The organism is Hamadaea sp. NPDC051192 (assembly GCF_040682475.1).
Taxonomy (GTDB): Bacteria; Actinomycetota; Actinomycetes; order Mycobacteriales; family Micromonosporaceae; genus Hamadaea; species Hamadaea flava.
This window is the reverse complement of the sequence record NZ_JBFBAZ010000021.1, coordinates 64,947-87,129: the sequence shown is the minus strand read 5'-3', so window position 1 is coordinate 87,129 and position 22,183 is coordinate 64,947. Positions and strand designations below refer to the sequence as shown.

General features: G+C 69.9%; 21 protein-coding genes and 3 pseudogenes. 20 read left to right on the top strand and 4 right to left on the bottom strand.

The window, feature by feature from the left end; all coding sequences use genetic code 11:
• From AB0M47_RS12180 to AB0M47_RS12155, 6 genes and pseudogenes are all read left to right on the top strand, one after another.
• Positions 1–145: pseudogene (locus AB0M47_RS12180) on the top strand (dihydropteroate synthase); the annotation flags it as partial.
• Positions 142–501 (top strand): dihydroneopterin aldolase, encoded by a 360-nt coding sequence (gene folB, locus AB0M47_RS12175; protein WP_363412062.1) that lies wholly within the window; start codon positions 142–144, stop codon positions 499–501. The pseudogene AB0M47_RS12180 and the gene folB, both read left to right, overlap by 4 nt.
• Positions 498–1,019, top strand: a complete 522-nt coding sequence (folK, locus tag AB0M47_RS12170; RefSeq protein ID WP_253759573.1) for a 2-amino-4-hydroxy-6-hydroxymethyldihydropteridine diphosphokinase — start codon at positions 498–500, stop codon at positions 1,017–1,019. Before folB ends, folK begins: the two co-directional genes overlap by 4 nt.
• Before the next feature lie 19 nt (positions 1,020–1,038).
• Entirely contained in the window at positions 1,039–1,566 is a 528-nt protein-coding gene (locus AB0M47_RS12165; protein WP_253759576.1) for a DUF3180 domain-containing protein, read from the top strand.
• Between the two features lie 218 nt (positions 1,567–1,784).
• Positions 1,785–3,029 carry an ABC transporter permease gene (locus AB0M47_RS12160; RefSeq protein ID WP_363412059.1) on the top strand — a complete coding sequence of 415 codons (1,245 nt, stop codon included), beginning with the start codon at positions 1,785–1,787 and terminating at the stop codon, positions 3,027–3,029.
• Positions 3,030–3,212: 183 nt separating this feature from the next.
• Positions 3,213–4,361, top strand: coding sequence for an NADH-quinone oxidoreductase subunit D (locus AB0M47_RS12155; protein WP_363412057.1), 1,149 nt, complete (start codon positions 3,213–3,215; stop codon positions 4,359–4,361).
• 27 nt (positions 4,362–4,388) lie between these two features.
• Here AB0M47_RS12155 and AB0M47_RS12150 read toward each other — a convergent pair whose 3' ends face one another.
• The 4 genes from AB0M47_RS12150 to AB0M47_RS12135 all read right to left on the bottom strand — a co-directional run bounded on the left by AB0M47_RS12150 (position 4,389) and on the right by AB0M47_RS12135 (position 7,951).
• Entirely contained in the window at positions 4,389–5,687 is a 1,299-nt protein-coding gene (locus AB0M47_RS12150) for a hypothetical protein (protein ID WP_363412055.1), read from the bottom strand.
• A gap of 76 nt (positions 5,688–5,763) precedes the next feature.
• Positions 5,764–6,048: a hypothetical protein gene (locus AB0M47_RS12145; RefSeq protein ID WP_363412053.1), complete on the bottom strand. Its 285-nt coding sequence runs from the start codon at positions 6,046–6,048 to the stop codon at positions 5,764–5,766.
• Entirely contained in the window at positions 6,018–6,971 is a 954-nt protein-coding gene (locus tag AB0M47_RS12140; protein WP_363412051.1) for an SAM-dependent methyltransferase, read from the bottom strand. The genes AB0M47_RS12145 and AB0M47_RS12140 overlap by 31 nt, the downstream gene beginning before the upstream one ends.
• A gap of 5 nt (positions 6,972–6,976) precedes the next feature.
• Positions 6,977–7,951: an aldo/keto reductase gene (locus tag AB0M47_RS12135; protein ID WP_363412074.1), complete on the bottom strand. Its 975-nt coding sequence runs from the start codon at positions 7,949–7,951 to the stop codon at positions 6,977–6,979.
• Positions 7,952–7,990: 39 nt separating this feature from the next.
• Here AB0M47_RS12135 and mqnC point away from each other — a divergent pair, with 39 nt between their 5' ends.
• The 14 genes and pseudogenes from mqnC (at position 7,991) to nuoH (ending at position 22,182) form a co-directional block, all read left to right on the top strand.
• The gene (gene mqnC, locus AB0M47_RS12130; RefSeq protein ID WP_363412049.1) at positions 7,991–9,181 is read left to right on the top strand and encodes a cyclic dehypoxanthinyl futalosine synthase; all 1,191 of its coding nucleotides are present in this window, start codon (positions 7,991–7,993) and stop codon (positions 9,179–9,181) included.
• A gap of 68 nt (positions 9,182–9,249) precedes the next feature.
• Entirely contained in the window at positions 9,250–9,867 is a 618-nt protein-coding gene (locus AB0M47_RS12125) for a hypothetical protein (RefSeq protein ID WP_363412047.1), read from the top strand.
• Positions 9,868–9,895: 28 nt separating this feature from the next.
• Positions 9,896–10,060, top strand: coding sequence for a hypothetical protein (locus tag AB0M47_RS12120; RefSeq protein WP_363412045.1), 165 nt, complete (start codon positions 9,896–9,898; stop codon positions 10,058–10,060).
• Between the two features lie 44 nt (positions 10,061–10,104).
• The gene (locus tag AB0M47_RS12115; RefSeq protein ID WP_363412043.1) at positions 10,105–10,872 is read left to right on the top strand and encodes a hypothetical protein; all 768 of its coding nucleotides are present in this window, start codon (positions 10,105–10,107) and stop codon (positions 10,870–10,872) included.
• A gap of 68 nt (positions 10,873–10,940) precedes the next feature.
• Complete coding sequence (locus AB0M47_RS12110; protein ID WP_308197753.1) at positions 10,941–11,633, top strand: demethylmenaquinone methyltransferase; 693 nt, start codon at positions 10,941–10,943, stop codon at positions 11,631–11,633.
• A 380-nt stretch (positions 11,634–12,013) separates the two neighbouring features.
• On the top strand, positions 12,014–13,270 hold the full coding sequence (locus AB0M47_RS12105) for a geranylgeranyl reductase family protein (RefSeq protein WP_363412072.1): 1,257 nt from the start codon (positions 12,014–12,016) through the stop codon (positions 13,268–13,270).
• Between the two features lie 17 nt (positions 13,271–13,287).
• The gene (locus tag AB0M47_RS12100) at positions 13,288–13,653 is read left to right on the top strand and encodes an NADH-quinone oxidoreductase subunit A (RefSeq protein WP_253759592.1); all 366 of its coding nucleotides are present in this window, start codon (positions 13,288–13,290) and stop codon (positions 13,651–13,653) included.
• 15 nt (positions 13,654–13,668) lie between these two features.
• Positions 13,669–14,328 (top strand): NADH-quinone oxidoreductase subunit B, encoded by a 660-nt coding sequence (locus AB0M47_RS12095; protein ID WP_253759594.1) that lies wholly within the window; start codon positions 13,669–13,671, stop codon positions 14,326–14,328.
• Positions 14,325–15,017, top strand: a complete 693-nt coding sequence (locus tag AB0M47_RS12090) for an NADH-quinone oxidoreductase subunit C (protein ID WP_253759596.1) — start codon at positions 14,325–14,327, stop codon at positions 15,015–15,017. The genes AB0M47_RS12095 and AB0M47_RS12090 overlap by 4 nt, the downstream gene beginning before the upstream one ends.
• Entirely contained in the window at positions 15,014–16,345 is a 1,332-nt protein-coding gene (locus AB0M47_RS12085) for an NADH-quinone oxidoreductase subunit D (protein WP_363412040.1), read from the top strand. The genes AB0M47_RS12090 and AB0M47_RS12085 overlap by 4 nt, the downstream gene beginning before the upstream one ends.
• Positions 16,342–17,013: pseudogene (gene nuoE, locus AB0M47_RS12080) on the top strand (NADH-quinone oxidoreductase subunit NuoE); the annotation flags it as partial. The gene AB0M47_RS12085 and the pseudogene nuoE, both read left to right, overlap by 4 nt.
• 26 nt (positions 17,014–17,039) lie before the next feature.
• Positions 17,040–18,356: an NADH-quinone oxidoreductase subunit NuoF gene (nuoF, locus tag AB0M47_RS12075; RefSeq protein ID WP_363412039.1), complete on the top strand. Its 1,317-nt coding sequence runs from the start codon at positions 17,040–17,042 to the stop codon at positions 18,354–18,356.
• A pseudogene (locus AB0M47_RS12070) lies at positions 18,356–20,900 on the top strand (NADH-quinone oxidoreductase subunit G); the annotation flags it as partial. The gene nuoF and the pseudogene AB0M47_RS12070, both read left to right, overlap by 1 nt.
• Positions 20,833–22,182 carry an NADH-quinone oxidoreductase subunit NuoH gene (nuoH, locus tag AB0M47_RS12065; protein WP_363412037.1) on the top strand — a complete coding sequence of 450 codons (1,350 nt, stop codon included), beginning with the start codon at positions 20,833–20,835 and terminating at the stop codon, positions 22,180–22,182. The pseudogene AB0M47_RS12070 and the gene nuoH, both read left to right, overlap by 68 nt.
• Position 22,183 lies beyond the last annotated feature (1 nt).

Sequence of the window (22,183 nt, the reverse complement as noted above, 5' to 3'; positions counted from 1 at the left end):
GGAGGCGGCCACCTTGGCGTCCAGCGTGCTCGCCGTCGCCGCCGGCGTGTGGGGCGTACGCGTCCACGAGGTGCGCGCGACCGTCGACGCGCTCGCGGTCTGGCGAGCGTCCGGGGAACCCCGGCTGACCTGGAGCGCCCCGTGATCGAACTGACCGGGCTGCGAGTCTTCGGCCGTCACGGCGTCTTCGACTTCGAACGCGAACAGGGCCAGGAGTTCGTCGTCGACGTACGCCTGGAGCTGGACCTGACCAAGGCGGCGGCCAGCGACGACGTGGCCGACACCGTCCACTATGGCGAACTCGCCGACGCGCTCGTGGCGATCGTCGGCGGCGAGCCGGTGAACCTGATCGAGACGCTGGCGAGCCGGCTGGTGGACGCCTGCCTGGTGGACGAGCGGGTCACCGCCGCGACCGTCACCGTCCACAAGCCGCAGGCCCCGATCCCGCACGCGTTCGCCGATGTCAGCGTCACCCTGAGCGGACGGCGTGCCGAGCGGTGATCACGGTCGTGCTCAGCCTGGGCAGCAACCTGGGCGATCGGGAGGAACACCTGCGCCAGGCCGTACGCGCGCTCGGCGACAGTCTGCTGCTCGTCAGCGGGGTCTACGAGACGCCGCCCTGGGGCGACGCCGACCAGCCCGCGTACCTCAACGCGGTGGCGCTCGTCGGGGAGGCCGGTCGCGGCGTCGACGAATGGCTGTCGGTGGCGCAGCAGCTCGAGCGGGATGCCCATCGGGAACGTGACCCGAGCCGTCGCTTCGGCCCGCGTACCCTTGATGTCGATTTGATCACCGCGACCACCGCGGCGGGCGAGCCGGTCCTGAGTGACCGGCCCGAGCTGATTCTTCCGCATCCACGCGCCCACCTGCGGGCCTTCGTGCTGCGGCCGTGGCTGGAGATCCAGCCGTACGCGAGCCTGCCCGGCCACGGGTGGGTCTATGACCTGATCCGCGCCGAGCCGGTGGCGTCCGACGTGCTGGCGATGACGGCGAGGCCGGAGATCTCGCTAGAGTCGTAGCGGACGGAAGGGGACCGGCATGACCGAGCCGAAGCCATCGCTGCGGCCGACCAACCCGGCGACGTTGATCGTGGCCGGCCTGCTCTCGGCTGCGACGGCCTGGTTCGTGATCAGCACCTGGTACGGGGAGATGCCGGCGCTGCCCTGGATCCCTGCCGTGACGCTGGCGCTGCTGGCGTTGTTCGAGGCGGTCCTGGCGAACAACACCCGGGCCCGGATCGCCCGTAAGCCGGGCCGCCCGCCGGTCGAGCCGCTGCTGGTCGCGCGCTATGTCGTGCTGGCCAAGGCGTCCTCGCTGGCCGGATCGATCTTCGCGGGGTTCACCGGCGGACTGCTGATCTGGCTGCTCATGGAGCGGGGCCGGTTGGCGGCGGCGCAGCACGACCTGCCGCCGGCGATCGGGGCGTTCGTGGCCTCGCTGATGCTCATCGCGGCCGCGCTGTGGCTGGAGCACTCCTGCCGCGTGCCGAAGCAGCCGGACGACAAGGACGAGCACAACGGGGAGAACGGCCGAAACGGCGAGACCGGACGGCGCACTCCCGCCTGATCCACCGTTCGGCCCGCCGAGCGACCCGCTCGGGGTATGGCGACGCAGCGCTCCCAGCTCTCTTCGATCGGGAATCGGACGCGGTCGAGGGGCTTTTGCGAACGCCGCTCACCCGGTAGGTTCGCAGCCTGTGGCGGCCCGCACTCCACGGCCGCCTGCGGTCATGACGGCCGCTCGACGGCTGCCCCCGCGGCCGGACCCGATGGAGGCGGCTCCCGATGCCTTACGACGACGGCGACAACACGCGATTTCGCGGCGAGCCGGGATTCCGCGAGGAGCCCGATTTCCGCACGTCGACGTCGACCGGCTCGATCCCGCCGGTGCGGGCCTCCTCCGGACCCCTGGACGACATCTTCGAGGACCCGACGCACGGCGACCCCGGTCGTGACCGCATGGCGGTGCACTTCGCCTGGGAGGCGATCCTGCTCATCGGGGCCGGCGTCCTCGGCTTCCTGATCTACAGCCAGCACAAGTCGGCGGTGACCGGGCAGAACCTGCGGGAACTCGTCGTCTTCGCGGCCGCCCTCGGCCTGCTGGCGTTCGGCGCCGCGGCCTCCTTGCGCGCGGCCGCCCCGAACCTGGCCATCGGGCCGGTGGCGGTCGCGGCGGCGATGTCGTTCGCGGAGAAGGGCAACGCCGGCGTGAGTTCGGCCGGGCCGAAGATCGTGGGCCTCGCAGCCCTGGTCGGGTTGGTGATCGCGGTCCTCGTGGTCGGCTTCCAGGTGCCAGGCTGGGCGGCGAGCCTCGCGGGCGCGCTCGTGGTGATCGTCTGGATCCAGAAGCACGCCGCGCCGATCACGGTCGCGGGAGAGTTCGACCCGACCGACCGGTCCTGGTACTACTTCGGCGGCTTCGCGGCCGCGTCCATCCTCGGCGCCGCCCTGTGCGCGATCCGGCCGTTACGCCGCGGCGTCGGCCGCTTCCGCCCGGTCGGCGACCCCGCGGCCCGCCGCGGATTCTTCGCCGCCCTGGTCACAGGGGTCGCGGTCGTCAGCTCGACCGTGCTGGCCGCCGTCGCCGGCATCCTCATCGCCGGCCTGAACAGCAGCGTCCAGCCGGACCTCGGGATGGAATGGACCGGCCTCGCGATCGGCGTCGCGCTGGTCGGCGGGGTGAGCGCCTTCGGCCGGCGAGGCGGCGTCTTCGGCACCGTCCTCGCGACCATCGTGGTCTCGCTGATCATCCGGTTCGGTGAGGCGGCCGACTGGCGGCTCTCGCCGTACGCCGTCGGCGCGGTCACCATCGCGGCCGGGCTCGTCGTCACCCGGCTCGTCGAGACGTTCGGCAAGCCGCTGCTGACCCCGGACGAGGAGACGTGGACCTCGGAGTCCACCTCGACCTGGACCGGCGGCACCGGCTGGGGCGGCGCGGACACGGGATCCTGGTCGGCGTCACTGCCGACGCAGCCGACGGTCAACCGGCCCGACCCGTGGCAGGACGACCGCTGGGGCGCCGGTCGCTGACCCCCCCGCTGGGTGAGGTTCGCTGCGGATCACGGTTACGCATGCTTCCCGCGCCCAAGATCGCATGCATATCCCTGATCTGCCGCCAACGCCAACGCCGCCGCCAACGCCAACGCCAACGTCAACGTCGGCGCGAAGGCGGCGTGCGGACGGGGGCGGCCTGGGGGTGAGTAGGCTCAGCGCATGACGGAGTCGGGCCTGCGCGAGCTGACGGTCGGCACGGGGACCGGGATCGAGACCGAGGACATGGTCCTCAACATCGGCCCGCAGCACCCCTCGACGCACGGTGTGCTGCGGCTCAAGCTCACGGTGGACGGCGAACGCGTCGTCACCGCCGAGCCGATCATCGGCTACATGCATCGCGGGGCCGAGAAGCTCTTCGAGGTACGCGACTACCGGCAGATCATCGTGCTGGCGAACCGGCATGACTGGCTCAGCGCGTTCTCCAACGAACTCGGGGTGGTCCTCGCGGTCGAGCGGCTCATGGGCATCGAGGTGCCGGAGCGGGCGATCTGGCTGCGGATGGCGCTGGCCGAGCTGAACCGGGTGCTCAGCCACCTGATGTTCCTCGGGTCGTATCCGCTGGAGTTGGGCGCGATCAGTCCGGTCTTCTACGCCTTCCGCGAGCGGGAGGTCCTCCAGGTCGTCATGGAGGAGGTCTCCGGCGGCCGCATGCACTACATGTTCAACCGCGTCGGCGGCGTGAAGGAGGAGGTCCCGGCGGGCTGGTCCCGGCGGGCGCGGCAGGCGATCGACGACGTCCGCCGTCGCATGCCCGACCTCGACAACTTGATCCGCAAGAACGAGATCTTCATGGCGCGTACGGTCGGCGTGGGGGTGCTCAGCGCCGAGCAGGCGGCGGCGTACGGGGCGTCCGGGCCGGTCGGCCGGGCCAGTGGACTGGACTTCGACCTGCGGCGCGACGACCCCTACCTCGCGTACGACCAGCTGGACGTGCCGATCGTGACGCGTACGGCGGGGGACTGCCACGCCCGGTTCGAGGTGCTGCTGGATCAGGTCTACGTCTCGCTCGACCTGGCCGAGCAGTGCCTGGATCGGCTGGACCGCACGTCCGGTCCGGTGAACGTGCGGCTGCCCAAGGTGGTGAAGGCTCCTGAGGGCCACACTTACGCCTGGACGGAGAACCCGCTCGGCGTCAACGGCTACTACCTGGTCTCTCACGGGGAGAAGACGCCGTGGCGGTTGAAGCTGCGGACCGCCTCCTTCGCCAATGTCCAGGCGCTGTCGACGTTGTTGCCCGGCTGCCTGATCCCGGACCTGGTGGCGATCCTCGGCTCGATGTTCTTCGTCGTCGGCGACATCGACAAGTAAGGCCGCTGAGCACCGACACTTGGGAACTCAGTAGTCGTCGGCGTACCGGCGGCGCCGGGGCTCCTGCTCCCGGGGCGGCCATTGGTTCAGCCACTCCGCGACCGACGGTTCGTCGTTCTGGGCGGGCAGCGCCCGTGGCCCTCGCTGGTCGTTCCAGCGGTCGCCGTCCCAGGAGTCGGAGCGGCCCGCCCGGGGCTCGTCCCGGTGACCGGGCTCGTCACGCCGAACGGGTCCGTCACGTCGAACCGGCTCGTCGCGGCGGATGGCCGCCCACCGGTCTTCGATCCGCATCTCGGAGCCGTTCTCGTCGGAGTGCATCGAGGCCCGTCGCTCGCCCATGCGCAGTTCAGCGCCCCGGTCGTCGTTGCGGACGGCGGCCCACCGGTCGCCGGCCTGCACCCGGGACCAGTCGGCCTCGACGGGAGCCGCTTCGTGACGTCGCTGGCCCGCCCCGGGACCGGACTGGTCCTGCATCGCCTGTCGGCTCCACCGGTCGCGGGGGTTGTCCTCATGCGACAGCAGCGGCTCACGCGGCGGCGCCGGGGGCGACGCCGACTCGGCGAGCCGGTTACGCAGCTGCTGCTCGGTCCACGACTCGCCGTACTCGTCGGGGTAGGCAGGCCGAGCCGGTTGCGCCGGGTACGCACCGGCTGAGGCGTGCCCGGGCCAGCGCTCGTCGTCCTCGGCGCGACGACGGCCACCGGATCGTGCGGGCGGGGCCTGCTGGGCGTCGGCCCAGGCCGGTGCCGGCGGAGCGGCCCGCCCGGCGTGCCTCTGCTCGTCAGCGTGCGGATCGACGTGCGGATCGACGATCGTGGACCGGGTGGTGACCTGCACGGTCTCGGTATGCCGGACGACGCCGGCTGGGACCGAACCGCTCACGGTGCCCGGACGCGGAGACGCCGGATGCGGTGACGGCGACTGGGCCGAACCACGGGCCAGCTCGCCGCGCATCGCCTCGACCTGCGTACGGAGCTGGTCGACGGTCTCCTGCAGGTGCTGGAACCGCTCGGCGAAGGCCCGATGTGTCGCCCGTGCCGCAGTGGTGATGTCGTTGCGGACGTCCTCGCGCACCACGTCGATCTCGTCGTAGATGGTGTCCTCGAGTTCGACCTTCACCGAGTCCGGCGCCGGGCGCAGCACGATCGCCAGTCCGATCAGGACGACGGAGAGCAGCGCGAGGCCGATCGCGGCCCGCAGCGAACGGTCGCCACTGCCGATCAGCAGGGCCAACGCGGCGAGCGGTGCGACACCCACCCCGGCCCAGAGCAGGCCGGTGGGCAGCTTGACGTTCTGCCGTTCGGGGGACTCGGAGGAGGCCGGCATGGCAGGTCAGCCTACCGACAGGGGCGGCGAATGTCACTGCTGGCGGGTCGCGTCGCCGCCCGGAATCCGGACTTTGTCAGCTTTCGGGGGACATCAGGTAGTCGATGAAGCGCGCCCGGATGAGCGGTTCGAGATCGCCGTAGTCGTGGCCCTTCAGCTCGCGCCACATGTTGTAGTAGTCGTCGATCTGCGGGCCGATGTCGCCCAGCGAGTCGTCGCCCTGCTCCGCGTCGCCGGCCGACGGGAGGTGCTGCGCGAGGTCCACGAAGAAGCCGAGGTCGCGCCGTTCCTGGGCCAGGTCGAAGGCCTGGTCACGCAGCTCTTCGGTGGTCAGCGCGTCCAACTCTGCGAAAGTCGCCATGGTGTCCACTCTATGGTCACCGCCTGAACGGCCCACCAGTGATCTCCCAAACCGCCCTCGGCCAGGAGTTCCGCCGCCTGGCTCGCGCCGCTCAACGCCCGCAGATACCCGGCGGGGTCGGCGGTCGCCAGGTCCAGGGGTGGCCGGGTCCCGTCGACACCGAGCGCCGCGAGGGCCTCCCGCTGCCTCAGCACGGGTACGCCCAAAGCATCGACCGCCACATGCGCGGTGATGTCGGTGCTCCCGTCGAACCGGGGCTCGACCTCGCGGCCGTCCCGGAAGCCGGTGAGCGTCGGCCGCCGGTCGGCCCGGGTGTGGCCGTAGTCGATCGCGACGGCCAGTCCGGCGGTCAACCGGCTGACGGCGTCGGCCCAGGCCCGGTCCCGGGGCAGCCCGATCTCGGCGGTGTCGCCGGGGTCGTGCAGCGGCCACCATTCGTCGGTCCAATGGGCGTCGGCCGGGTCGAGGGGCGTACCGAGGCGGCCGTCGTCGAGGAGGTAGCGCGGGACGCCGTCCGGGTCGACGACGGCCACGTCGAGCGGGACGTTGTCGAGCCACTCGGTGGCGATGAGCAGTCCGGTGAACTCCTCCGGCAGCTCCGGGCGCCAGTCGATGCCGGGATCGAGACCGGCCGGGCGATCGGCCAGCTCGACGGCGACCGGGCGTACGCGGGAATCCCGCCCGAGCAGCGCGTACACCTGGGAGAGCAGCTCGCCGCGCCCGGCCCCGACGTCCACGACGGTGAGCACGTCGGGGTGCCCGAGCGCCTTGTCCACCCCGGCGACGAGGTGGGCGATCGCCGTGGCGAACACCGGTGCGGCGGTCACGCTGGTCCGGAAGTGATCGGCCGGACGCTCACGCCGGAAGAACCCGTCCGCTCCGTAGAGCGCGGCCGCCATCGCCTCCCTGAGCCGGACCGCCATGGCGGCTACCGGCCGGTGCCCAGCGTGCCCGCGGTGATCGCGTCCAATCGCTCCAGCTCCGCCGCACCGGGGATCCACGCTCCCGCCTGTGCGTTCGCGCGTACCTGCTGGGGAGAGGTCGCGCCGGCGATCACCGTGGCGACGCCCGGCTTGGCCGCGAGCCCGCCGATGGCGATCTCCAGCATCGACACGCCCGCCTCGTCCGCGTACGCCCGGAGCCCCTCGACGGTGTCCCAGTCCGCCGCCTTGAGCCAGGCCGCGTAGCGGTCGTCGGCCATGCGCGAGCCCGCCGGCGGGGTCTGGTCCCGGTGATAGACGCCGGCGAGCAGTCCGGACTGGAGCGGGAAGAACGGGATGAAGCCGACGCCGGCCCGCTCGCAGGCGGGCAGCAGCTCGGCCTCGGGCTTGCGGCTGAGCCAGTTGTACTGCTGCTGCGTGCTGATGAACGGGGTCAGCCCGGTGGTCTTCGCCGTCCACGCGGCGTCGGTGACCTGCCAGCTCGCGAACTGCGAGGAGCCGATGTACCGGACCTTGCCCTGGCGGACCAGGTCGTCGAGGGCGCGAAGGGTCTCCTCGATCGGCGTGGCCGGGTCGGGATAGTGGAACTGGTAGAGGTCGAGGTAGTCGGTCTGCAACCGGCGCAGCGAATCCTCCACCGCCTTCAGGATGTACCGCCGGGAGCCCCGTGCGCCGTCGGCCGAGCGTGGGTCGCCCGGCCCGGCGCCCATGTCCATGCCGAACTTGGTGGCCAGCACGACGCTGTCGCGGCGGCCCTTGAGCGCCTCGCCGAGGAACATCTCGCAGGTCCCGCGTGGGGTGCCGTAGACGTCGGCGGCGTCGAAGAAGGTCACCCCCGCGTCGATCGCGGCGTCGACGACCGCGTGGGTCTCCTCGGCGTTCAGTTTCCGGCCGAAGTTGTTGCATCCCAGTCCGACGACTGAGACCACCAGACCGGAGTCGCCCAAGCGGCGGTAGCGCATGGCAGCCATGATCGAAAACCTACCTGTAGTCTTCGGGATGTGACGAGCGTTCAACAGATCGACAGCATTCTGCAGCGTGCGGCCGATGGCGGTCGGATCAGTCCGGACGAGGCTCTGCTCCTCTACACCGACGCGCCGCTGCACCCGCTGGGCGAGGCCGCGGACGCCGTACGCCGCCGGAGATACCCCGATGGCATTGTGACCTACCTCATCGACCGGAACATCAATTACACGAACGTCTGCGTGACGGCGTGCAAGTTCTGTGCCTTCTTCCGTGCGCCCAAGCACGCCGAGGGCTGGTCGCACCCGATGGAGGAGATCCTGCGCCGCTGCGGCGAAGCGGTCGACCTCGGAGCGACGCAGGTCATGCTGCAGGGCGGCCACCACCCCGACTACGGGGTCGAGTACTACGAGGAGCTGTTCTCCTCGGTGAAGCAGGCGTACCCGCAGCTGGCGATTCACTCGATCGGCCCGAGCGAGATCCTGCACATGGCCAAGGTCAGCGGGGTCTCGATCGAGGACGCCGTCGTCCGGATCAAGGCCGCCGGCCTGGACTCCATCGCCGGAGCGGGCGCGGAGATGCTGCCCGACCGGCCGCGCCAGGCGATCGCGCCGCTGAAGGAGTCGGGCGCGCGCTGGCTGGAGGTCATGGAGGTGGCCCACCAGCACGGTGTGGAGTCGACCGCCACCATGATGATGGGCACCGGCGAGACCAACGCCGAGCGGATCGAGCACATGCGAATGATCCGGGACGTGCAGGACCGCACCGGCGGCTTCCGGGCCTTCATCCCGTGGACCTACCAGCCGGAGAACAACCACCTCAAGGGGCGTACGCAGGCCACGACGCTGGAGTACCTGCGGCTCATCGCGGTGGCCCGGCTGTTCTTCGACAATGTCAACCACCTGCAGGCCTCGTGGCTGACCACGGGTAAGGACGCCGGCCAGCTGGCGCTGCACATGGGTGTGGACGACCTCGGCTCGATCATGCTCGAGGAGAACGTCATCTCCTCGGCCGGCGCGCGCCACCGCTCCAACCTGCAGGAGCTGATCTGGATGATCCGCACCGCCGGTCGTATCCCGGCGCAGCGGGACACCCTCTACAACCACCTCCAGGTGCACTGGACGCCGGCCGACGACCCGACCGACGACCGCGTCACCTCGCACTTCTCCTCGATCGCCCTCCCGGGCGGCGGCGTCGGCAAGGCGCTTCCGCTGGTGGAGGCGCACTGATCGCGGCGGGGCCGCGTACCGAGCCGTCTTCGTGTTAGCGTCCCGCCGTTCGCGAGAAGGGAACGGGGATGCGGATCCGTCGTGCGTTGATCGCCGCGCTGCTGGGATGCCTGCCGATGATGGCGGCCGGAGTTCCGGCCGACGCCGCGCTGGCGAAGACGGACTTGGCGGTGAAGGTCACTTCGCAAGGACGCGCGGCGGTCGGCAAGACTGCGACGATCTTGTACGAGATCCACAACCTCGGAACCCAGCCGACGATGAGTGCCACCGTCTGGTTCGAGGTGCAGGCGCCGGGCGGAACAGTGTTCGACGCCTCGACCGAACGCGGCTGGAGCGGCTACAAGTGCACCTGGCTCACGCCTCACAAGCGCGTTCGGTGCCGCAACGACGCGATGATCTATCCCGACAACGACAACCCGTCGGGCGTCTACGGATTCAGCAAGAAACTGCTGTACTTCGAGGTGAAGGCGAAGTGCACGACGCCGGGTCGATTCACGATCTCCTACGGCAACGACACGAAGCCGTCGAACAACTCGGCGACGCTGCGGGTGACTGTGGACGGCGTGAGCGCGGCCGCCTGCGCCGCCAAGCCGTCGACCTCGCCGAAGGCGTCCCCCCAAGCCGCAGCTGAGTTCGGCTCCAGCGGTGAGCGCCTCGCCGTCGCCAGAGCTGTCATCGTCAGCTGAGGCGTCTCCCGCATCGACCGAGGCGGCCGTGACGTCGTACAGTCCCGGCGAGGTGACCCCGCTCGCCGGGGACTCGGACGACTCCGGTTCCGGGGTGGCCGTCGCGGTCGCCGTAGGCGTCGCCCTGCTGGCCGCCGGAATCGGAATTCTGTGGCGTATCCGCAGGCGGGGCACGGTCCCGACCGACCTGTGACACTCGGGTGATACTGTCCGTCATCACCTCTCAGGGAGCGGACCATGTGGATGCGCAGAGTGCTGGCCGCGGCTGCGGCGGCGCTCGTCGCCGGGCTGGCGACGGGAGCCGCGACGGCGTGGGCCGCACCGACGACAGCCGATCTCACGGTGGCCGCCTCGGCGGTCGGCGGACGGGTCGGCCAGGCGGTGGACGTCCGATATGTGCTGCGTAACAACGGTCCGCAGAGCGCCGCTCCACTCACCTACACGGTGGACTTCACCGCCCCACCCGGTACGCGCATCGTCAGCACCGGCGGTGGCATCTGCCAACCCGCGTCCGGTACGCACGCCCGCTGTGCGTACAGCGCCGCGTTGGCGGACGGCGCCCGGCGGCAGTTGACGCTGCGGCTGCGGATCGACAGCGCACCCACGGGGTGTGGCGCATTGGTGATCAGTTACGCCGACGATCCCCGGCCGGGGAACAACACCGCCGCGGTGCGGGTGGCCGTCGACGGCCGTCCCCGTAACTGCTCCGGTTCGGACACGACCGCGTCGCCGAGGCCGACGAAGTCCAAGGTGTCCCCGACGCCGTCCGACGAGCCGACGGTCGAGGCCACCGAGGAGTTCACGGACGAGACGAGCAGCCCGGACGACAGCCCGCAGCCGGCGACGATGCCGCAGGACACCGTCGGCGGGTTGGGCCTCGGCTCCGTGCTCGTGATCGGGGGCGGTGCCGTGCTCGTCTCGCTGGGCGGCCTGCTGCTGTGGTGGATGCTGCGCAAGGATCCCGACGACGACGTCGACGACGCCACCGGGCCGATCTACCGCTGATCCGCCGCCGATCCATCGCTGATCTACCGCCGATCGGTGCGGCGTACCTCCTGCGTAGAGTGGGGGACGTGACCCGCGCAGACCTGGACAAGGACCGGCACGAGATCGCCGAGATGTTCGACGGTGTGGCCGACCGCTACGACCGCACCAACACGATCCTCTCGTTCGGCCAGGATCGGTCCTGGCGGAAGGCGACGGCCGCCGCGCTCGATCTGCGGCCGGGGGAGCGGGTGCTCGACCTCGGGGCGGGCACCGGGATCTCCACCGTGGACCTCGGCCGGTCCGGGGCGTACGCAGTCGGGGCGGACATCTCGCTGGGCATGCTCGGCGTCGGCCGGCGAGTACGCCCCCACGTGCCGTTGGTCGCCGGGGACGCCTTGGCGCTGCCCTTCGCGGACGCCTCCTTCGACGCGGTGACCATTTCCTTCGCCCTGCGCAACGTCAACGACACCGCGGCGGCGCTGCGGGAGATGGCCCGCGTGACCAAGCCGGGCGGCCGGCTCGTGGTGTGTGAGTTCTCCCACCCCACCGTGCCGGTGTTCCGCACGGTGTACCTGTCCTATTTGATGCGTAGCCTGCCCGTCGTCGCCCGCAAGGTCGCGTCCAATCCAGACGCGTACGTGTATCTGGCGGAGTCGATCCGGGCCTGGCACAACCAGTCGAGCCTGGCCGAGGTGATCGCCGCGAGCGGCTGGACGAAGGTCGGCTGGCGCAACCTGACCGGCGGCATCGCTTCTCTGCATCGCGCTGTCCGCGTCTGACCTGCCGGTACGCCCGTTGGACGGGGTGTGGGAGTACTCGGAAATCTTGGTGGCGGATTCGGCGAGGAGCCGGTTCGGGTCGCGGATCTTGAAGCGGCCGCGGCGGAAGTGGCTGAACCTTCGTCGAGAGAAAGCCGAGCTGAGAAACGGTCAGTCAACTTAGTAGGTCGCCCACAGTGTGAAACACGCATTCCTCGCGAACTGGACAAGCGTTCGGGGCGTCCCGGATCTTGAGCTGCGGAAACGAGATCAAGCTCACTAGTAAGGGCAACCTAAGTCACACGCGTTCACAGAAGCGGTACTAGAGTGCGCCTGAGCCGAGCTTGTGAAGAGTTTCACGAGCGTGTTCAGCGGTGGAGGTGACCGTGACCACGACTGATATGGACGCCGACGTGATCGTCGTCGGTGCAGGTCCGGGCGGTTCAGCGACCGCCTACCACCTGGCCAAGCACGGCGTGAACGTCCTGCTGCTGGAGAAGACCGAGTTCCCCCGCGAGAAGGTCTGCGGCGACGGACTGACCCCGCGGGCGGTCAAGCAGCTGATCGACATGGGCGTGGACGTCAGCCCGGAGCAGGGCTGGCTGCACAACAAGGGACTGCGGGTCATCGGCGGTGGCATCCGCCTGGAGCTGGACTGGCCTGAGCTGGCCAGCTTCCCGAACTACGGCCTGACGCGTACCCGGATGGACTTCGACGACCTGCTGGCCCGGCAGGCGGTGGCGGCCGGCGCGAAGCTGCTCGTCAACAACAACGTGATCGCGCCGGTGCTGGACGCCGCCGACCGCGTGGTGGGCGTGACGGCCAAGACGCCGGAGGGCGAGGTCACCTACCGCGCCCCGCTCGTGATCGCGGCGGACGGCGTGAGCGGGCGATTCCCGCTGGCGCTGGGCGTAGCCAAGCGAGAGGACCGCCCCATGGGCGTGGCGGTCCGCCGCTACTACCGCAGCCCCGCCAAGCACGACGACGACTACCTGGAGTCCTGGCTGGAACTGCGCAGCCGGGAAGGCGGCGACAAGCTGCTGCCCGGCTACGGCTGGATCTTCGGGATGGGGGACGGCCGGGTCAACGTCGGCCTCGGTGTCCTGAACAGCTCCGTCGCGTACGGCAAGACCAACTACCGCCAGCTGCTGATCGACTGGATGGGCAGCACCCCCGAGGACTGGGGGATGCGGGACGAGGCCAACGCCGACGGCCCGATCATGGGCGCCGCCCTGCCGATGGGCTTCAACCGCACGCCGCACTACACGCGAGGCGTACTGCTCGTCGGGGACTCCGGCGGCATGGTGAACCCCTTCAACGGCGAAGGCATCGCGTACGCGATGGAGTCGGGTGCGCTGGCCGCCGAGATCGTGACGCAGGCGCTCGCCCGGCCCGAGGGCCCGGACCGCGAGCGTGCTCTCCAGGCGTACCCGCAGGAGCTGAAGATCCGCTACGGCGGCTACTACCGGCTCGGCGGGATGTTCGTGAAGCTCATCGGAAATCCGCAGGTCATGAAGCTGGCGACGAAGCACGGCATGCCGCATCCGACGCTGATGCGCTTCGTTCTGAAGCTTCTGGCCAACCTCACCGACCCACGCGGCGGCGACGCGATGGATCGGATCATCAACGGCCTGAGCCGGGTAGCCCCGGCGGTGTAGGGAAGGGACGTCGAGCAATGTCGCTCTCGCCATACGTACCGATAGTCGGGCTGTTCGCCCTCGCGGCGGCGTTCGCCCTCTTCTCGGTGGTGATCGCGCCGTTCGTCGGTCCCCGCCGTTACAACAAGGCCAAGCTCGACGCCTACGAGTGCGGGATCGAGCCGACGCCGCAACCGATCGGCGGTGGACGCTTCCCGGTCAAGTTCTACCTGACCGCGATGCTCTTCATCGTCTTCGACATCGAGATCATCTTCCTCTACCCGTGGGCGGTCAGCTTCGATCGGCTGGGCGTCTTCGGCTTCGTGGAGATGGTTCTCTTCATCGGCACGGTCTTCATCGCGTACGCCTATGTCTGGCGGCGCGGCGGCCTGGACTGGGACTAGGGGACAGGGCGAGCCATGGGTATCGAGGAGAAGCTGCTTCCGAACGGGGTCCTGCTGACCACCGTGGAGAAGCTGGTGAACTGGTCGCGCAAGGCGAGCTTCTGGCCGGCGACCTTCGGCCTGGCCTGCTGCGCGATCGAGATGATGGCGACCGGCGCCGCCCGTTACGACCTGGCCCGGTTCGGCATGGAGGTCTTCCGGGCCTCGCCGCGGCAGGCCGACCTGATGATCGTGGCCGGTCGGGTGAGCCAGAAGATGGCTCCCGTCCTGCGCCAGATCTACGACCAGATGCCGGAGCCGAAGTGGGTGCTCTCCATGGGCGTCTGCGCTTCGAGCGGCGGCATGTTCAACAACTACGCGATCGTGCAGGGCGTGGACCACGTCGTGCCGGTCGACATGTATCTGCCCGGCTGCCCGCCGCGGCCCGAGATGCTGATCGACGCGATCCTCAAGCTGCACGAGAAGGTCATGGCCGAGCCGCTCGGCGACCGGCGGGCCAAGTCGATCGAAGCCAAGATCGCGGAAGGCCGTGGCCCGATCGTCAAGCCCGGTTCGATGCCCTCCAGCTACCGCTTCGACAAGCAGAAGCGGGCCGCCTGGGAGAAGGCCGTCGCCGAGGGCACGGAAGAGCAGCTGCGCATCTCGAACTGGATGCAGCGGGAGGTGGCGAAATGACGGAGTCCGTCAGCGGCGGCCGCGGCCTGTTCGGGGTCAGCGGCAGCGGTGACACGTCCGGCTTCGGCGGACTGGTACGCAAGGCGGGCGTACCCGCCTCGCTCGGCCGTCCGGTCGGCGTGGAGGAGTTCGACGAGGTCCTCGACGGCCTGGCCGACGCGCTCAGCGGCGGCGAGCGGCCCGAGGGTGAGGTCGAACCCGCGTTCGCCTCGTTCGACGAGGTGATCGAGCGCATCGTGGTCGACCGCGGTGAGCTGACCCTGCACGTCAAGCCGGAGGCCATCGCGGACGTGTGCCGCACCCTCCGCGACGACGAGGGTCTGCGGTACGAGCTGTGCTCGTCGGTGTCGGGTGTGGACTATCCCGCCCAGGACCGCCGGCTGCACGCCGTCTACCACCTGACCTCGATGACCTACCGCCGGCGTATCCGGCTGGAGTGCGCGGTCACCGCCGAGGAGCCGCACCTGCCGAGCGTCACCAGCGTCTACCCGACCGCCGACTGGCAGGAGCGGGAGACCTACGACATGTTCGGGATCATCTTCGACGGCCACCCCAACCTCACCCGGATCCTCATGCCGGACGACTGGGAGGGCCACCCGCAGCGCAAGGACTACCCGCTCGGCGGTGTGCCGGTCGAGTACAAGGGCGCCGAGATTCCACCGCCGGACCAGCGGAGGTCCTACCGATGACCAGCAGTTACGACACTTACGCGCCGGAGCGCGAGACCACCCAGGGCAAGGTCTTCACCGTCACCGGTGGCGACTGGAACGACGTGGTCAGCGGCGTGGACCCGATCCATGACGAGCGGATCGTGGTCAACATGGGTCCGCAGCACCCGTCGACCCACGGCGTACTGCGGCTCGTCCTCGAGCTGGAAGGCGAGACGGTCACCGACGCCCGTACCGTCATCGGCTACCTGCACACCGGGATCGAGAAGAACCTCGAGTACCGGACGTGGACCCAGGGCACGACCTTCGTGACCCGGATGGACTATCTGGCGCCGATCTTCAACGAGACGGCGTACTGCCTCGCGGTGGAGAAGCTGCTCGGCATCACCGACGACATCCCCGAGCGGGCGACCACGATCCGTGTGCTGATGATGGAGCTGAACCGGCTCTCGTCGCACCTGGTCTGGCTGGCCACCACCGGCATGGAGCTGGGCGCGCTCTCGATGATGATCTACGGCTTCCGCGAGCGGGAGTTCGTCCTGGACATCTTCGAGCTGATCAGCGGCCTGCGGATGAACATGGCGTACGTCCGGCCCGGCGGGGTGGCCCAGGATGTTCCGCCGGAGGCGATCAAGAAGATCCGCGAGCTGCTCGACTTCATGCCGAAGCGCATCAAGGACTACGAGAACCTGCTGTCCGACCAGCCGATCTGGTTGCAGCGTACGCAGGGCGTCGCGGTCCTCGACGTCACCGGCTGTCTGGCGCTGGGCATCACCGGCCCGGTGCTCCGCAGCGCCGGCCTGGCCTGGGACCTCCGCAAGACGCAGCCCTACTGCGGGTACGAGACCTACGAGTTCGACGTGCCGACGCAGCCGGAGGCCGACGTCTACGCGCGGTACCTGGTGCGCATCAACGAGATGCGGGAATCGCTGAAGATCATCGAGCAGGCGCTGGGCCGGCTCAAGCCCGGCCCGGTCATCGTGGCGGACAAGAAGATCGCGTGGCCCGCCCAGCTGGCCGTCGGCCTGGACGGCATGGGCAACTCGCTGAACCACGTCGCGAAGATCATGGGTCAGTCGATGGAATCACTGATCCACCACTTCAAGCTGGTCACCGAAGGCTTCCGCGTCCCGGCCGGGCAGGTCTACGTCCCGGTCGAGGGTCCGCGTGGCGAGCTGGGCGCGCACGTCGTCTCCGACGGCGGCACCCGGCCCTATCGCGTGCACTACCGCGAACCCAGCTTCGTGAACCTGCAGGCCATCCCCGCGATGGCCGAGGGTGGTCTGCTGGCCGACGTGATCGCCGGCGGGGCGTCGCTCGACCCCGTCATGGGAGGGTGTGACCGGTGATGAGTTTCTCTGCCGAGACCTACGCGCGGGCGAAGGAGATCGTCGCGCGGTACCCCGAGGGCAAGCAGCGTTCGGCGCTGCTGCCCCTGCTGCACCTGGTGCAGAACGAGGACGGTCACGTCTCCCCAGAAGGTGTCACCTTCTGCGCCGAGCAGCTCGGCCTGACCAAGGCTCAGGTCGGCGCGGTCGCGACGTTCTACACGATGTACAAGCGCCGGCCCACCGGCGACTACCTCGTCAGCGTCTGCACCAACACGATGTGCGACGTCCTCGGCGGTCAGGCGATCTTCGACGCGCTCAGCGACCACCTCGGCGTGGGGCACGACGAGACCACGCCGGACGGCAAGATCACGCTGGAGCACGCCGAGTGCCTGGCGGCCTGCGACTACGGTCCGGTCGTCACGGTCAACTACGACTTCGTCGACGGGCTCGACCCGGAGTCCGCGGTGCAGCTGACCGAGGACCTGAGCGCCGGGCGTCCGGTGCAGCCCTCCCGGGGCGCGCGGCTCTGCTCGCTCAAGGAGATGGCGCTGCAGCTCGCGGGCTTCGCCGACGAGCGGGACGGCGCGGTCGCCGACGGTCCCGCAGGAGAGCCGACTCTGCGGGGCGTCAAGCTCGCCCAGCAGTACGGGATCAGCCCGGCCGGCTTCGATCTCAACACGCCGATCCCCTCTGCGGCGAACGGAGCGAAAAAGTGAGCACGCAGTTCAGTGCTGCAGTCGAGAAGCTGACGCCGGTCCTCACCAAGCGCTGGCTGTCGCCCGACGCCTGGCGCCTCGACGTCTACGAGCAGCTCGACGGGTACGCCGCGCTCCGCAAGGCGCTGAAGGTGCACCCGGACGACCTGATCGCGTTGGTGAAGGACTCCGGTCTGCGGGGACGCGGCGGCGCCGGGTTCCCCACCGGCCTGAAGTGGGGCTTCATCCCGCAGAACGACGGCAAGCCGCACTACCTGGTGATCAACGCCGACGAGGGCGAGCCGGGGACCTGCAAGGACCTGCCGCTGATGACCTACGACCCGCACGCGCTGGTCGAGGGCGCCATCATCGCCTCGTACGCCATCCGCGCCAACCGCGCCTTCATCTACATCCGCGGTGAGGCCGTCCACGCGGCGCGCCGGCTGCGGCACGCGGTGCAGGAGGCGTACAAGGCGGGGTATCTGGGCCAGAACATCCTGGGCTCGGGGTTCGACCTCGACCTCGTGGTGCACTCCGGCGCCGGGGCGTACATCTGTGGCGAGGAGACGGCCCTGCTGGACTCGCTGGAGGGGATGCGCGGCCAGCCCCGGCTGCGCCCGCCGTTCCCGGCGACGCACGGCCTGTACGCCTGCCCGACCGTGGTGAACAACGTCGGCACCATCGCCAGCGTCCCGTACATCGTGCTGGGCGGCGCGGCCTGGTGGAAGACGATGGGCACCGAGAAGTCCTCCGGCCCGATGATCTACTCGCTGTCCGGCCGCATCCAGCAGCCGGGGCAGTACGAGTGCTCGCTGGGCGTCACGCTGCGGGAGCTGATCGAACTGGCCGGCGGCATGCAGCCGGGCCACAACCTGCGGTTCTGGACCCCGGGCGGCTCGTCGACGCCGCTGCTGACCGCTGACCACCTCGACGTCCCGCTGGACTTCGACAGCGTCGCGGCGGCCGGCTCGATCCTGGGCACCACGGCGACGCAGATCTTCTCCGATCAGGACTGCCCGGTCTACGCGACCTACCGGTGGCTGGAGTTCTACCACCACGAGTCCTGTGGCAAGTGCACTCCCTGCCGCGAGGGCAACTACTGGATGGTGCGGGTCTACCGCCGCATCCTGTCCGGCCAGGGCTCGCACGAGGACCTGGACACCCTGCTCGACACCGCCGACAACATCCTGGGCCGCTCGTTCTGCGGTCTCGGCGACGGCGCCACCAGCTCGGTGACCAGCTCCTTGCAGTACTTCAAGCAGGATTACCTGGACTACATCGAGGGCCGGAAAGCGCCGAAGCTCTCGGAGAAGGCATTGGCAGGTGCTCACTGATGACGTCCGCCGAAGTAGCCAAGAGCACCGACGAGGTCACCCTCACCATCGACGGGATCGAGGTGACCGCGCCCAAGGGGACGCTGCTCATCCGGGTCGCCGAGAAGATGGGGATCGACATCCCGCGGTTCTGCGACCACCCGCTGCTGGCCCCGGCCGGCGCCTGCCGCCAGTGCCTCGTGGAGGTCGAAGGGCAGCGCAAGCCGGTCGCCTCCTGTACGCAGACCGTCGCCGACGGCATGGTCGTGCGTACGCACCGGACCAGTGAGGTCGCGCAGAAGGCGCAGTCCGGGATCATGGAGATGCTCCTGATCAACCACCCGCTCGACTGCCCGATGTGCGACAAGGGCGGCGAGTGCCCGCTGCAGAACCAGGCGATGAGCACCGGCCGGACGGATTCGCGGTTCCACGAGCACAAGCGCGAGTACCCCAAGCCGATCAACATCTCCAGCCAGGTGCTGCTGGACCGCGAGCGCTGCGTGCTCTGCCAGCGCTGCACCCGGTTCTCCGAGGAGATCGCCGGGGACAAGTTCATCGACCTGATGGATCGGTCCTCCGCCGAGCAGATCAACGTCTACCGCGACGAGTTCTACGGCGGCGAAGGCGACGGCGTCTCGATCGACGCGGGCGACGAGCCGTTCAACTCCTACTTCTCCGGCAACACCGTGCAGATCTGCCCGGTCGGCGCGCTGACCGGCGCGCAGTACCGGTTCCGCGCCCGGCCGTTCGACCTCGTGTCGTCGCCGAGCGTGTGCGAGCACTGCTCGGCCGGCTGCTCCCAGCGGACCGACCACCGGCGTGGCAAGGTGCTGCGGCGCCTGGCCGGCGAGGACGCGCAGGTCAACGAGGAGTGGAACTGCGACAAGGGCCGGTGGGGGTTCCAGTACGCCACCGCGTTCGACCGGCTGACCACTCCGCTGGTCCGCGACAAGGACACCGGCGAGCTGCGGTCGGCCAGCTGGAGCGAGGCGCTGATGGTCGCCGCCGAGGGCCTGCGGGCCGCCCGGGACGGCGAGCACGGCGTCGGCGTCCTGACCGGCGGCCGGCTGACCGTCGAGGACGCGTACGCGTACGCGAAGTTCGCGCGGGTGGCCCTGACGACCAACGACGTGGACTTCCGGGCTCGGCCGCTGTCGAAGGAGGAGGCGGACTTCCTCGCTTCCACCGTCGTCGGGGAGACCTCGGTGACCTACGCCGACCTGGAGAAGGCACGGCACGTGGTGCTCGTCGGGCTGGAGCCCGAAGAGGAGTGCCCGATCGTCTTCCTTCGCCTGCGTAAGGCGGCCACCGCGAAGCGACTGCGGGTCACCGGCGTCGCTCCGTTCGCCACGCGCGGTCTCGCGAAGCTGTCCGGCACGCTGGTCACCGCCGCCCCGGGTGAGGAGCCCGAGGCGCTCGACCGGATCGTCGGCGTCGACGCGGAGACCGTCATCCTCGTGGGCGAGCGGCTCGCCACCGTCCCGGGCGGCTTCTCGGCGGTGGCCGCGTTCGCCGCGCGTACCGGTGCGAAGCTGGCCTGGGTGCCGCGGCGCGCGGGAGACCGCGGCGCTGTCGACGCGGGCTGCCTGCCGAACCTGCTGCCGGGTGGGCGGCCGGTGGCCGACCCCGCGGCCCGCGCCGAGCTGGCGCAGCTGTGGGGCCTGGAGCCGGGCGTGATCTCGAGCCAGGCGGGCAAGGACACCGACGCGATGCTCGCGGCGGCCGCCGACGGCCGGCTGGGCGCGCTGGTCGTGGCCGGTGTGGACCCGGGCGATCTGGCCGATCCGGCGCTGGCCGAGCAGGCCCTGACGAAGGTCGGGTTCCTGGTCAGCCTGGAGATCCGGGCGACCGCGGTCACCCGGCACGCCGACGTGGTCCTGCCGGTCGCGACGACCTCCGAGAAGGCGGGGTCGTTCGTGGACTGGGAGGGCCGGCTGCGCCCGTTCGACCAGGTCTTCGAGTTCACCACCACGCAGGGCGGACGGCAGGCGGCGGCGATGATGGCCGACGCCCGGGTGCTCGACGCGATCGCCGCCGAGCTGGGCGTCACGCTCGGCACGGCCGACGTCACCGCGGTACGCCAGGAGCTGGGCAGCCTGCCCGCGACGGCGGCGGAGAAGCCGTTGGCCCCGACGTACGCCCCGGCGACCCGGCCCGCGCTCGCGGCCGGGACGGCGATCCTCAGCTCGTGGCACTACCTGCTGGACAACGGCAGCCTGCTCGACGGCGACGAGGTCCTGATGGGCACCGCCCGCCCGAGCGTGGCGCGGCTGGCCAAGGCGACCGCGACCGGCTTGGGCGTCGCCGACGGGGACCTCGTCACGGTCAGCACCGAGCACGGCTCGGTGACGCTGCCCGCGCTCATCACCGACATGCCCGCGGACGTCGTCTGGGTGCCGGCGAACTCGCCGGGCTCGACGGCCAACCGGACGCTCGGCGCCCACTCGGGCGCGGTCGTCACGGTCGCCGCGGGAACCACCGCCGCTGGAGGTGCGCAGTGATCCTCGCCCAGGATCCGACCCTGGAGGACTTCGGCCAAGACCCATGGTGGCTGGTCCTCATCAAGGTCGTCGCGATCTTCGTCTTCCTCGTCGTGATGACGCTGTTCGCCATCTGGTACGAGCGGCGGGTCGTGGCGCGGATGCAGGTTCGGCCCGGGCCGAACCGCAACGGACCCTTCGGCCTGCTCCAGTCCCTCGCCGACGGCCTCAAGCTGGCCTTCAAAGAGGACATCATGCCGAAGCTCGCCGACAAGGTGGTGTTCTTCATCGCCCCGGTGATCTCGACGGTCTGCGCGTTCACGGCCTTCGCGATCATGCCGTTCGGCCCGATGGTCTCGATCTTCGGCACGAAGACGCCGTTGCAGCTCACCGACATCCCGGTGGCGGTCCTGCTGGTGCTGGCCTGCTCGGGCATGGGCGTGTACGGCGTGGTGCTCGCCGGCTGGGCGAGCGGCTCGACCTACCCGCTCCTCGGCGGTCTGCGCTCCAGCGCCCAGATGATCTCCTACGAGGTCGCCATGGGCCTGTCGATCGTGGCGGTCTTCATGACGGCCGGGACGATGAGCACGTCGGGCATCGTGGCCGCGCAGGCGGACGGCACCACGTTCGGGTCGTTCACCGCCCCGAGCTGGTACGCGCTCCTGCTGCTGCCGAGCTTCGTGATCTACTTCGTCTCCGCGATCGGTGAGACCAACCGGGCTCCGTTCGACCTCCCCGAGGCCGAGTCGGAGCTGGTCGGCGGTTTCCACACCGAGTACTCGTCGCTGAAGTTCGCCCTGTTCTTCCTCGCCGAGTACATCAACATGGTGACCGTCTCCGCGCTGTGCACGACGCTGTTCCTGGGCGGCTGGCGCGCACCGTGGCCGATCAGCTTGTGGGACGGAGCCAACGACAACTGGTTCCCGCTGCTCTGGTTCACGATCAAGGTTCTGCTGCTGCTGTTCGTCTTCGTCTGGCTGCGGGGCACGCTGCCCCGGCTGCGGTACGACCAGTTCATGCGGTTCGGCTGGAAGGTGCTCATCCCGGCCAACCTGATCTGGATCCTGGCCCTGGCCGGCATCAAGACGCTTCAGAACAGCAACGCGTCGCGTACGCAGACGCTGCTGTGGCTGGGCGGCGCGGTCGTGGTCCTGATGGCGGTCGCGCTGCTGTGGCCGTCGAAGAAGGAACCGACTCCAGTGACTCTCACCGAACAGGTCGCGCAGCGTCCGGCGGGAAGCTTCCCGCTGCCGCCGCTGGACCTGGTCGTCCCGGTCAACCCCCGGGCGAGGCGGATCTCGGCCGACCGCGGTTCGGCCGAGTCCGACAACGACCAGCCGGTGGGTTCCGGCGCGAAGGAGGCGTGAG

What these genes read in the sequence shown, in the direction of transcription:
- AB0M47_RS12105 (WP_363412072.1), top strand. Translation starts at nt 12,014, where the DNA reads ATGGACGCCGACGTGATCGTCGTCGGTGCAGGTCCGGGCGGTTCAGCG.
- AB0M47_RS12160 (WP_363412059.1), top strand. Translation starts at nt 1,785, where the DNA reads ATGCCTTACGACGACGGCGACAACACGCGATTTCGCGGCGAGCCGGGA.
- AB0M47_RS12165 (WP_253759576.1), top strand. Translation starts at nt 1,039, where the DNA reads ATGACCGAGCCGAAGCCATCGCTGCGGCCGACCAACCCGGCGACGTTG.
- AB0M47_RS12155 (WP_363412057.1), top strand. Translation starts at nt 3,213, where the DNA reads ATGACGGAGTCGGGCCTGCGCGAGCTGACGGTCGGCACGGGGACCGGG.
- AB0M47_RS12095 (WP_253759594.1), top strand. Translation starts at nt 13,669, where the DNA reads ATGGGTATCGAGGAGAAGCTGCTTCCGAACGGGGTCCTGCTGACCACC.
- AB0M47_RS12135 (WP_363412074.1), bottom strand. Translation starts at nt 7,951, where the DNA reads ATGCGCTACCGCCGCTTGGGCGACTCCGGTCTGGTGGTCTCAGTCGTC.
- AB0M47_RS12085 (WP_363412040.1), top strand. Translation starts at nt 15,014, where the DNA reads ATGACCAGCAGTTACGACACTTACGCGCCGGAGCGCGAGACCACCCAG.
- AB0M47_RS12150 (WP_363412055.1), bottom strand. Translation starts at nt 5,687, where the DNA reads ATGCCGGCCTCCTCCGAGTCCCCCGAACGGCAGAACGTCAAGCTGCCC.
- AB0M47_RS12115 (WP_363412043.1), top strand. Translation starts at nt 10,105, where the DNA reads ATGTGGATGCGCAGAGTGCTGGCCGCGGCTGCGGCGGCGCTCGTCGCC.
- AB0M47_RS12145 (WP_363412053.1), bottom strand. Translation starts at nt 6,048, where the DNA reads ATGGCGACTTTCGCAGAGTTGGACGCGCTGACCACCGAAGAGCTGCGT.
- AB0M47_RS12125 (WP_363412047.1), top strand. Translation starts at nt 9,250, where the DNA reads ATGCGGATCCGTCGTGCGTTGATCGCCGCGCTGCTGGGATGCCTGCCG.
- AB0M47_RS12140 (WP_363412051.1), bottom strand. Translation starts at nt 6,971, where the DNA reads ATGGCGGTCCGGCTCAGGGAGGCGATGGCGGCCGCGCTCTACGGAGCG.
- AB0M47_RS12100 (WP_253759592.1), top strand. Translation starts at nt 13,288, where the DNA reads ATGTCGCTCTCGCCATACGTACCGATAGTCGGGCTGTTCGCCCTCGCG.
- AB0M47_RS12090 (WP_253759596.1), top strand. Translation starts at nt 14,325, where the DNA reads ATGACGGAGTCCGTCAGCGGCGGCCGCGGCCTGTTCGGGGTCAGCGGC.